Here is an 11,583-nt window from a genome sequence, read left to right as displayed (position 1 = left end):
TTGAAGGGAGATCTGTCCTTATATTTTATTTAAGGAAGTGATGAAAACCATAAAGTTGAAGAGAATCTCTCTTAAAGCCGTTAGGCTATTGTTCCTTGAAAACTGAATAGACCAAGGTAGGACTTTATCTACTTGTGGAGGATTATGACTTACGCCATGACCTTTCTGCTGAGAATAATTTCGGTTTAATGAATACTGAGTGAGTCAAGGAAACAAGAAAGCGAGCGATAAATAAGAATACATAAAAACAGATTTGGCAACCTGTTCAATGAAGCAAGTAGTGATAATGATACTTCAATAGTTTAAGCCGGCTCGTCTGGAATAAGAGGCGGAGGTGAGATTCCTATGTTGCTGCCAAGCCCCTACCAAAGTCGTTAAACTTAAAATATAGAAGAAAACATATTTTGATTATAGAAAGTTTGTAAAGGAAGGAGGGGTGTCTGTGGATAGTGACTGGAATGGATTGGCTGATTTAATAGCAAATCTGATTACAAAATATGCTGGTGTTTTAGATTTAGATAATCTGCCCGATCCAACGCCAGCAAAAAATCAAGAGATTAAAAATAGTTTTGACATGGCAAAAACACTAATTGAGGCGGACTAATAAAGGTGTTATAATATACTTGAAATGATAGTCCAAACTTAAATTCAAAAATTTATATATGATATAGAAAAATTATATTGAGGTTAATGCTATGTCAAAAGAAAAAATAAAAGTATACCTCTATACACGAGTATCTACGTCAATACAGATAGAGGGGTATTCGTTAGAGGCACAAAAATCAAGAATGAAAGCTTTTGCTATTTACAACGATTATGAAATTGTTGGAGAGTATGAAGATGCCGGAAAGTCTGGCAAGTCTATTGAAGGTAGAATTCAGTTCAATCGAATGATGGAAGATATAAAATCTGGAAAAGATGGAGTGTCTTTTGTTCTTGTGTTTAAGTTATCAAGATTTGCAAGAAATGCCGCTGATGTTCTTTCTACACTTCAGATAATGCAGGATTATGGAGTTAATCTTATTTGCGTTGAAGATGGCATTGATTCATCTAAAGATGCCGGGAAACTAATGATTTCTGTTTTATCAGCTGTGGCTGAAATAGAAAGAGAAAACATACGTATTCAAACAATGGAAGGTCGCATTCAAAAAGCAAGGGAAGGAAAGTGGAATGGCGGCTTTGCTCCGTATGGATATAAACTTGAAGATGGCAAGCTATTTATAAATGAGGAAGAGGCAATTGCCATAAGAACGATTTTCGACCAGTATGTAAATACTACGATAGGAGCCAATGGGATATCTAAATACTTAGAGAATCATGGAATTAGAAAAATCCCAAGACAGAATGGTAAGAATCCTTTGTTTGATGCAGGTCTTATAAGAAAGATATTAAAGAATCCTGTATATAATGGGAAAATAGCATTTGGAAGAAGAACTTTAGAAAAAGTTCATGGTACAAGAAATGAATATAAGCAGGTTGAACAAGATGAGTATCTAATATCTGAAGGGATACATGAAGCTATAGTTTCCGATGAAGTTTGGCAAGCTGCTCAGGTTAAGCTAAAATCTCAAGCAAAGAAATATGAGCATGTGAATAAAGGAAAAGATACACGCACACACTTGCTTTCTGGAATTGTAAAATGCCCGATATGTGGAGTGGGAATGTTTGGAAACAAGTGTATCAAGAAAAAGAAAGATGGCACAAAGTATAAAGATTTTTATTACTATGGTTGTAAACATAGGCAGATGATAAGAGGTCATAAGTGTACTTTCCGTAAGCAAATTAGAGAAGAATTGTTAGATGATGCTGTTGCAGAGGTAATTGTCAAGATTGTAAGTAATCCGAAATTTGCTTCTATGATGCAAGAGAAAATCAACATGAAGGTGGATACCTCTGAAATAGAAACAGAAATAGATAATTACCAAAAGGAATTGAGGAAGTGTCATTCTACAAAGTTTAAGCTAATTGAGGAAATAGATAATTTAGATGTTGAAGATAAGCACTATAAGAGAAGGAAACAGGATTTAGACGACAGACTTTATCGCATGTATGACAAAATAGATGAATTAGAATCATCACTAATTGATGCGAAAGCAAAGAAACAGACTATTGAAGCTGAAAAGCTTACAGGAGATAACATATATAAGGTTCTGATCTATTTTGATAAGCTCTATAAAGTCATGAATGATGTAGAGCGTAGACAGTTAATTACAGCTTTGATTTCTGAAATTCAAGTTTATGAAGAAAAACAGCCTAACGGACAATGGCTAAAATCAATTACTTTCAAGCTTCCGATTATAGAAGAAAATCTCAACATAGGTTTGGACAATGATGAGCACGTTGAGACCATAGCGTTAATACAAAAGATGTAAACTTAGAAATCTTGCATTTTAAGCAGTTTTACAAGCATTATGTCTTTAATGAAGATGGCGATGGAGGACGAAAAAAAGTCCTGAAAAATTATATTGATGTTTATGTTTGTATTGATATGGTGTGTGGAGATACAAAGAACGATTTAGGAAGCGAGGAATAAGCAAAGTTGAAAAGCTCTACTATACAGCCCTTATAGGATATATCTGGTATGAAGCTCCATTTAATTTGATGTATAGCACCAGTATGGGAAGTATACAAGCTGCTATAAAAAAATTGCTTAATTGTGGATATATTAAGTATGAAGAAGCTATTGAAAATGGGCGATATAAAAAAATTATTCAATAACGGATAGTGGAAAACAAAATTTCATTGAGTGGGTATCCGCTCCAATGGAAATACAGAACATCAAAAATCCTGAATTGGCTAAATTATACTTTATGTGCTTTTCAACAAAAGAGAAACGTGAGTTGGGATTACAAGAGTATATTTTAAAGTTAAAAAAACACTATGATATGTTGAATGCACTTTGTAAGGAAGCAGAAAAATTCAAAGTTTTGATGAAAACAAGGATATTCTTCATTATCAGTTTACTGCAACTCGATATGGAAAAGATCTTATGAAATTCAATATCGAGTGGTGACAAAAACTTCTTGATGAAATGATAGGAAGCAAGATATGAAATCAATAAAGTTAGTTAATTCACCAATCACATATTTTATCAGTGGAAGAGATTATACTGAATGGATACTTTTTATTCACGCTGCTTTTGTCAATCATAATATGTTCAAATCACAGTTTGAATACTTTCACAATAAATACAATATTTTGGCTGTTGACATTATTGGTCATGGGCAGTCAACGGATACCCAAAAAGGGGATGGCATAGATAAAATGTCAGAATGGATATTCGAAATCTTAAAGGTGGAAAATATTGAAAAAGTACATATTGTCGGTGTTTCATTAGGAGCAGTATTGGCACAAGATTTTGCGAATCATTATCCAAACTTAGTAAGTTCAATGGCTTGCTTTGGAGGATATGATATCAATAATGTTGATATTAAAATGCAAAAGCAAAATGGTGCGAAACAGAAGGTGATGATGTTGAAAGCTCTCTTTTCGATTAAGTGGTTTGCAAAAGAGAACAAGAAAATTTCTGCATATACTTTACAGGCACAAGATGAGTTTTTTGATATGAACATACTTTTTCCTAAAAAATCATTTATATTTATGGCAAGGCTCAATTGTATGATAAATAAGTATAAAACTGGAAAACGAAATTACCCTTTGTTGATTGGATGTGGAAGCTTTGATATTCCAATGGAATTAGAGGCAGTAAAACAATGGAAAATAAGTGAGCCAAATTGTAGGGTAGCCATTTTTGAAAATGCAGGACACTGTGTCAATATGGATGTGCCACAAGAGTTTAATGAAACTGTAGAGGATTTTTGGACAAGTGCAGAATAAATAGACTGAAAGGATATTGTTTTTTATGAGAAAATTTGAATGCTGTGAGAAAACAAATCCCAGTTTTTCTAACTGAAAATATAAATTAAATAATACAATAGAATATTATTTTGAAAACAGTTAATGATCTAACGGAACTCTATTTTCTACTTTCAGATGACGATGTCATGGAATTTATAGAACCGCCTTTTTCATGGGAAAAAATAGCGAATTTTCTAAATAGTGTCGCACTGATTGATCCTCCTTTGATTTATGCGGTGGAAGATTTTAGTCAGAAGTTTATCGGATATGTAATATTTTATGAGTATGACAAAGACTCCTTCGAACTTGGTTGGATACTAAATAAGAGATACTGGGGGAAAGGATATGCCAATGAATTAACAAAAGCCTTTATAAATCGTAGTTCAAATATAGGGAAAAACTTGATTATTGAGTGTGCCTCGAACCAGGAAAATTCCAAACGAATTGCGATGAAAAATGATTTTGAATTTATTGGAGAAAGTGATGGCTGCAGTGTATTCAAAAGAAAGCTGATTAATAAGATTTGAAAAGGTGGCAAAGTGAGAAATTGGAAGTTAGGAGGAAATGAAGCTGCATGAAAGAATATATCGTGAGTTTAGAAAAAGAATTTTCGTTGATAGAAAATGGCTTCAAAGAGGAGGAAAAAAGAGCCTTTGCAGATTACAAATCTAATGATAATGAGTATATAAGAAAATTAGCATTTTTAGCATATAAATCTGATGCCTATCAAGTTAGAATGTATGGTGTATTTCTTTTTGGATACTTATCAGAGCAAGATGATATTTTAGCATTTATGAGAGATGAAGTTTCCAAAGATGATAATTGGAGAGTTCAGGAAGTATTGGCGAAGGCATTTGATGAATTTTGCAAGAAAATAGGATATGAAAAAGCACTTCCAATAATTGATGAATGGTTAAAAAACAATAATCCTAATACAAGGAGAGCAGTTACAGAGGGACTTAGAATATGGACAAGTAGACCATATTTCAAAGATAATCCGAATGAAGCTATCAGACGAATTGCTGCATTAAAAGAAGATACGAGTGAATATGTTAGAAAATCGGTAGGGAATGCTTTAAGAGATATTAGTAAAAAATTTCCAGAGTTAATTAAAGCTGAACTCTGCAACTGGAAGTTAGAAAGCAAAGAAATAAATCAAGTATACAAATTAGCGAGTAAGCTTGTAAGCTGACAACTCCCAGTTTGTCGAGGTAATACCTTTTAACGATAACCTTAGGCTTTCCTAAAAATTTAAATTTTATCAATACTGACCACTCAAGCCATGTGGAGACTGTAGTATTGATGTCAAGAAAATAAGATAAGAGGCTATAAGACTGTTGAAATCAATGGATTTTAGGATTTTAGGATAAATCTTAAAAGCCATTTTTCTATTTGTAAAATACTATGAGGGAACATATTAATAGTAAAATCGTAGGGGTGTGTAGACATTGTAGACATATATAATATATTAAGAAAAAATAGAAGAAATGTTATTGCACCTATTTGGTTGGTTTTAAGTCTAACTTTTGGAGGTCTGTTTAAAATATTGTGCCTTTTATAATAAAGAGCTAGTTAACTTTCAAAAGAATTTAATGGGATTTGTAAACTATCCCGCTGGAAATATAAAGGCAAATAAGGGAAATCTATGGTAAAATAAATGGAGTTATTGAAACAATAGTGGATGTTGATAGGGCGATAAGATTTGGAAATTATACAAGTGAGTCTGTTTATGATGATATCTGTTTGGTTGTATTTTAATTTGGGTATATTAAAACAAATTGTGGAGGTGTTTATTTATGAATATCAGAGAATTAGTTAATAATAAGGCAGAGGAAATGTATCCCAACAATGATTATGTAAAAGAAAGAATTAGAAAAGAACTTGATTACTTTGAAAATCATGAGAGATTTGGAGAAATTCAAGCTTTACTGAGTATTAAAGAAATGCTTAAGGATGAAAATATTTATGTATTTCCAACAGCTATGCTATCTCTTTATCTATTAGATTTAGACTTTATAAATCCGATTCCAGCTCATTATTATAACCCACATATAAAAGAGATTACCTTTGATGATGCAGCATCGTATGGCGTAGATTTACCTAAAAAGGATGGTCTTAATAGGGGTGGATTTAATATTTCAGAAGATTATACATTAAACTTAAATAAAGATATACACTTTGAAGTTTATTTAAAAATGAAATATTTAGATAAAGTGAAGACTTTACTTGAAGGTAGTTTTGATCCAACTTTCGAGTTAGAGGAATCTGACAAGAACGGACATAAAGAAAAAGTTTCTTATAAAGAAACAACTATAATTTTCAATGATTATTCTTTTGATAAATTTTTTGGGAAAAATTTGCAAAGTGATATTAATGTAGATAACTTCAGAAAATATCTTTTTGACGATGCTATGAAGAATTTGTTAGAAATAGAAGTGCAACCAAAAGAAGTAGTAAGTTTTAAAGAAATGGTAGAATTTTTAGCTTTATCAAAAGCAACCTTGAGAGATAAATCGGATATATTTACAAAATTTATTGATTCTAAATATCCTAAGACGAGAGAAGATATTTTCATGCTCTTGAGAGATGAGGGATATGGTCTTGGAGACGCTGCGAAATTAGCATATGCCATAGCTATGGGAAAAAAACCTGAGTTTGAGATAAAGGATCAAGAAATCAAAGCTTATTTAGATGCGGTTGCATATGCTTGGCCAAAGGCGACAGTTGTATCAATTTTTCTTAGAGATTACTTCAGAGGGGATTTATATCATTGTTAAATATTGAAAAAAAGCAAGCTGAACTGTTTAATGAATGGAAAAAGAAATATAAATATTTTTCTTCTGATGGGATAGTAGATTTTTATGCTTATAAAAATGCTTATCCGAAAATCACTTTTATTTTAAAAGAAACAAATGAAAAAGAAGATGATGGCGGATATGACCTAACAGAATTTTTAAGAGATGGTGCTGTTGGCGGATGTATCTGGAACAATGTTTCTAGATTTAGTGCAGGCATTATAAATAAAATAGATTTTGAAACTGTTAAAGATATAGATAAAAACGATAGGAAAAAATATCTTGCTCCTATTTCTGTTATAAACTTAAAAAAGACTCCTGGGAGGGCAACCTCAATCGATTCTGAGATAGATAAATTTGCGAAAGAAGACAGAGAATATATAAAAAAGCAAGTCGAAATATGTAGACCTGACCTTATAATTTGTGGAGGAACAGGAGATACATTTATTAAAAACATTCTTAATTTAGATACTAGTTCATGGACTTATATTTCTGACTATTTAAGCTATTTAACCTATAATGATACGATTATAGTTAAGACATACCATCCTGCCTGCAGAAAGAGGAAAAAAGATTTATTTGAAAATATAGTTTTACCAATTAGAGAAATATTGAATGACGAATATTAGATATTTTAGTATTTATTTTAAAGGAGAATATAATGAGAATACATTATTTTCAAAGATATCATCAAAAAGAAAATGTAGCTACTGCTAATACAATGTTATTACTTTCAAGACTATATTCTTATTCGCCCAATAAATTTTTTAGATTTCTAAAAAGCGAATTTTTTATGGATTCTTTTGAGCCGGAGATAGTTTTTAATTTACAAGAAAAAAGCGTAGATAGTATTCCGGATGCAACTATTACTCAAGAAGGTTTTAAAATTGTTGTTGAGACAAAGATGACAGATTGGTTTTACTCCAGTCAATTAATGAATCATTTAAAATCATTTAAAGATGAAAAAAAGAAATTATTAATAACACTTTCTTCTGAACTGATGGAAAAAACAAAGTTAGACGATTTTAACGAACAATTAAAAGATTATAACAAAACTCAAAAATATCCTGTTATGCATATAAACACAACTTTTGAGCTTATGGCAAATGCAATTGAAGATGTTATTGACGATCGAGATTACGAAATTAAAGATATTTTGGATGACTATAGAGATTATTGTTATAAAGATGGCCTTATTCCTACATCAGATTCATGGAAATATTTAAGAATGCAACTTGCAAGTACAACTTTTGATTTTAATAAAGAAAACAATGTTTATTACCATGATGCAGACAGAGGTTATAGCCCATATGCTTATTTAGGCCTGTACAAGCAAAAGAGCGTAAGGTTAATAGGTAAGGTATGTGCAATAATTACTGCTATAGAAAAAGATGGAGAAATTGAATATGAAGCTGAATTAGGTGAAATAACAAACGAACGTAAGAATACAATTGTTAAAGCAATGGAAGATGCCCTTTCCTATGGTTATGATTTGAAAAATTATAATCATAAATATTTTTTTGTTGATAAATTTTATGAAACAGACTTTAGAAAGGTATCTAAAGGAGGTTCAATGGGGGCAAAAATATTTGATTTAACAGAAATATTAAAAAGTGATAACTTACCAGAAGTTGATCAAATTGCAGAAATTTTAAAAGATAAGACATGGGAATAATTAATTAGCATCTACATTAGTAGGTGCTTTTTTCATAACTACTTTTAGGAGATGGCGCTATAAACATTTTAAATTTAATAATTAAGTAGAAAGATAAACCTAAAGACGGGGAGAGGATTTCTTCATCGTCTTTTTTGTTTGGGAGGACAACGGCAGGGAGGAATGTCAACGAATTTACTGCTATGCAAATGACAGCCGTTTATTCCCGTGTAAGAGTTTTAGCTGAAACCGTAACAGGACGTCCTCTTCATTTATATAAAATATTTTTGCCAATTAAAGTAGTTAGGATGATATAGATTAAAAAATTAATTGACCTATTTCCACATACGAGGCGTTTGGAAAATACAAAAATTTATCAATACTGACCACTCAAGCCATGTTGAGAATTTGGTATTGCTGTCAAGAAAATAATTCCCTATATTTTTTAATGGGTTTGAGGGTGTAGACTTAGTCTTAATTGAAAAATCTTTAAAATACAATAAAATTTAAACGAATAAAGAAAGACTGGATTAATTTCCAGTCTTTTTATTTTATCTTCTTTAACAGGAACATTTATAAAAACAGACAACTTAGACATACCACGGGAGTTACACGTAAAAGCAGAATAATATCATATTAAACGTCTGAATAAAAAATAGAGGCACTCCTTAAAAATAGGAGAGCTTTTTTAAAAAAATTTACTCATCTCATTCTTTCGGGTGATGTGCTAAAGTAAAAGAAAAATTAAAATATATATAAAGGAACTGTATTTCCATAGAAATAAAAAGTAAGTAGGGAAAATATGAAAAAGGTAATAATATTAATCATCGCAGGAGTATTATTACTTGGACTAGGAATATTAATCCTGGTAGAACTTCCAGAAATAAAAGGAACACTTGGCAAAGCCGTATACATAGACGATGGAAAAATAAAAAGTGAAAATGAAGGCAAGGTTGTAATCCTTGCAGGCAGGCTCGAACCGGAACTACCATTTAAAGATCCAGCAACAGACGTAACCATTCCATATTTTGCCGCATATAGAAAGACAGAAATCTTTAGTCATATTGTAGATACTGACTTTGAGTACACTTGGTACGAGTTGGCCTGGGATCCCTTGAAAGAGAATAAAGGCGTGAACACAGAAGAGCTCTCTTCGAGTAAGCTTATAGCACCAATAAAGATTGGCGAATATAACATAGATCCACGCATATTTAAAGAGATCGAAACCATAGACAAGTGGAAAGACATAACAGAAGACGACTTAGGCGACTACGAGCTTTATATACACAAGAGTAAAAACGACGACACAACTTATCTAAGCGAGGATGAATATATACCGGACCAGCTCACAGATTATAAAGGAAACAAGTGGCATGATCAGGTCGACAAAATGAGGTACTCCTAGGAAGTATATGTTGACGATGGTCCCCTTGAATTTACCGTAGTTGGAATACAACAAGGCGACTGGCTAATGTTAGATGACGACCTAGACATATCCTATATAAAAAGGGAATCCATAGTGGCGAAGACTTCACCGCCAATAATGTAAGTAGCAACAAGACCATGGATAATATATCCAAGATGGAACTATGCTTACGAAGCACCAAAACCAAAAGAAGAAAAATCCTTGGAAATGAATTGGAAGATACAACTAACCATCGGAACAAAAGTAATGAATAGAGAAATAAACGGATCATCTACAAACATTATGATGGATTTAGCACCATATATTAAAGACGGAAGAACCATGCTCCCTGTAAGATATGTGGCACAAGGCTTAGGAATTGATGTTGAATGGATACAAAGGACAAGAACTGTCGTACTTTTAGCCGGCAGCACTAAAGTAGAAATACCTATAGACACTGACAAGATTATAGTAAACGGTACAGTATATAGAGGAGATGTAAAACCAGAAATCAAAAACGGAAGGGCAATGCTATCAATAGGAAACATAGCAAGAGCATTAGGACTTCAAGATGGGAAAGACATCATTTGGAATAAGAATACTAAAACAGTTACCATCTATAGAAGCATCCTTGTTAAATAAATTCAACCTATAAATAAAACAAAAACTAATTAAAACTTTTTAAGATTAAAAATACCCTCTTTACTTGGTAAAAGTAAGGAGGGTATTTTTGTTTAGAAAGTAGTTGATAAAAAATGCAATGTTTTTTCTCCCACCATAGGCACACGGACCGGTAAACCGGTCCCTACATGCTCACAAAAGGCTTACAATCTTTGTAGGGACCAACTTTGAAGCCCTAACCCGATTTTTGAAAAAAATCGTGGTAGGTCTCATGCAACTATTTACCCAAATCTTTGATTTGGCTGCAAATATCTGCTATTGGTCCGGCGACGAAGGCGAAATAAACAAAATAAAAAATGAAAAAGAAAAATTATAAAGAAAATATAAATTGAAAAAATTTAAAATAAAATGCTCTACGTGAAGCGTAAAAAATAAATTATAAAAAATATTGAATTTGTTCTTCTACCATAGAGTATGTAAGGACTATGATAAAAAGTTTTGATTATCAAAAATGAAAGAAAACATTTTCAATAAAATTCAAAGCAAATAGAAAAATAAAAAGTCATAACTAAAAACAACTATCAATTACAATTACAAATTTAAAAAAATAAGGAAATTTACAAATAAATTATAAAATAACAAAAAATATAATTAATAATTATAAAAACGCATATTTTTATTAATTGAATATTTTTTTTGATAAAACATTTTCATTGAGGTACAATAAAGAAGAGGTGATAGTTATGAAGTTAAAAACTATCGGTCTTGACAATGCTCTTTTAAAGAGTTTGAAAGACTACATAGACACTTTTGAAAACAAGGAGAACAATATTATAAGCATTCTTCATTATGCTCAGGACATTTTTGGATATTTACCTCCGGAGCTTCAAGTTTATATTGCAAGGCTTACAAATTTACCTGCCAGCAGAATAAACGGCATAGTGACTTTTTATTCCTTTTTCAATGAGAGAAAGATGGGGAAATTTAAAGTTGATGTTTGCTTGGGCACTGCTTGTTTTGTAAAGGGAAGTCAGGAAATTATGGATGCTTTTAGACAAGAGCTAAAGGTTGATCTTGATGGTTTAAGTGAGGATGGTCTTTTTAATGTAAATTCTATAAGATGCGTGGGTGCTTGTGGCATAGGACCTGTTGTTCGTGTAAATAACAAGATATACGGCCATGTTAAGGCGGAAGATGTAAAGGAGATTATAAAAACTCACAGACAAGAAGCTAAGGAAGAAGAAAGTTGA

At 31.8% G+C, this 11,583-nt stretch carries 12 protein-coding genes; all 12 read left to right on the top strand.

What is annotated here, in order from left to right; genetic code table 11:
• Positions 1-442 precede the first annotated feature (442 nt).
• The 12 genes from HMPREF1253_RS10275 (at position 443) to HMPREF1253_RS03900 (ending at position 11,583) form a co-directional block, all read left to right on the top strand.
• A complete protein-coding gene (locus tag HMPREF1253_RS10275) occupies positions 443-604 on the top strand; it encodes a hypothetical protein (protein ID WP_000376605.1) in 162 nt (53 codons plus the stop codon).
• A 91-nt stretch (positions 605-695) separates the two neighbouring features.
• Positions 696-2,372, top strand: coding sequence for a recombinase family protein (locus tag HMPREF1253_RS03950; protein WP_023055462.1), 1,677 nt, complete (start codon positions 696-698; stop codon positions 2,370-2,372).
• A gap of 121 nt (positions 2,373-2,493) precedes the next feature.
• The gene (locus HMPREF1253_RS10075) at positions 2,494-2,718 is read left to right on the top strand and encodes a hypothetical protein (RefSeq protein ID WP_155803728.1); all 225 of its coding nucleotides are present in this window, start codon (positions 2,494-2,496) and stop codon (positions 2,716-2,718) included.
• A 330-nt stretch (positions 2,719-3,048) separates the two neighbouring features.
• A complete protein-coding gene (locus tag HMPREF1253_RS03940; RefSeq protein ID WP_023055454.1) occupies positions 3,049-3,837 on the top strand; it encodes an alpha/beta fold hydrolase in 789 nt (262 codons plus the stop codon).
• A 110-nt stretch (positions 3,838-3,947) separates the two neighbouring features.
• On the top strand, positions 3,948-4,385 hold the full coding sequence (locus HMPREF1253_RS03935; RefSeq protein ID WP_023055461.1) for a GNAT family N-acetyltransferase: 438 nt from the start codon (positions 3,948-3,950) through the stop codon (positions 4,383-4,385).
• Between the two features lie 47 nt (positions 4,386-4,432).
• A complete protein-coding gene (locus HMPREF1253_RS03930) occupies positions 4,433-5,050 on the top strand; it encodes a DNA alkylation repair protein (protein WP_023055475.1) in 618 nt (205 codons plus the stop codon).
• 604 nt (positions 5,051-5,654) lie between these two features.
• A complete protein-coding gene (locus HMPREF1253_RS03925) occupies positions 5,655-6,635 on the top strand; it encodes a hypothetical protein (protein ID WP_023055463.1) in 981 nt (326 codons plus the stop codon).
• Complete coding sequence (locus tag HMPREF1253_RS10460) at positions 6,629-7,282, top strand: uracil-DNA glycosylase domain protein (RefSeq protein WP_023055460.1); 654 nt, start codon at positions 6,629-6,631, stop codon at positions 7,280-7,282. The genes HMPREF1253_RS03925 and HMPREF1253_RS10460 overlap by 7 nt, the downstream gene beginning before the upstream one ends.
• A 32-nt stretch (positions 7,283-7,314) precedes the next feature.
• Positions 7,315-8,328 (top strand): hypothetical protein, encoded by a 1,014-nt coding sequence (locus HMPREF1253_RS03915; RefSeq protein ID WP_023055468.1) that lies wholly within the window; start codon positions 7,315-7,317, stop codon positions 8,326-8,328.
• A 781-nt stretch (positions 8,329-9,109) separates the two neighbouring features.
• Positions 9,110-9,712 carry a hypothetical protein gene (locus HMPREF1253_RS03910; RefSeq protein WP_023055477.1) on the top strand — a complete coding sequence of 201 codons (603 nt, stop codon included), beginning with the start codon at positions 9,110-9,112 and terminating at the stop codon, positions 9,710-9,712.
• 228 nt (positions 9,713-9,940) lie between these two features.
• Entirely contained in the window at positions 9,941-10,354 is a 414-nt protein-coding gene (locus HMPREF1253_RS03905; RefSeq protein ID WP_155803727.1) for a copper amine oxidase N-terminal domain-containing protein, read from the top strand.
• 722 nt (positions 10,355-11,076) lie between these two features.
• Complete coding sequence (locus HMPREF1253_RS03900; protein WP_023055451.1) at positions 11,077-11,583, top strand: NAD(P)H-dependent oxidoreductase subunit E; 507 nt, start codon at positions 11,077-11,079, stop codon at positions 11,581-11,583.

It is taken from the genome of Peptoniphilus sp. BV3C26 (assembly GCF_000478985.1).
GTDB classification, from domain to species: Bacteria; Bacillota; Clostridia; order Tissierellales; family Peptoniphilaceae; genus Peptoniphilus_B; species Peptoniphilus_B koenoeneniae.
The sequence above is the reverse complement of the archived record's forward strand: the minus strand, read 5'-3'. Positions and strand labels throughout refer to the sequence as shown.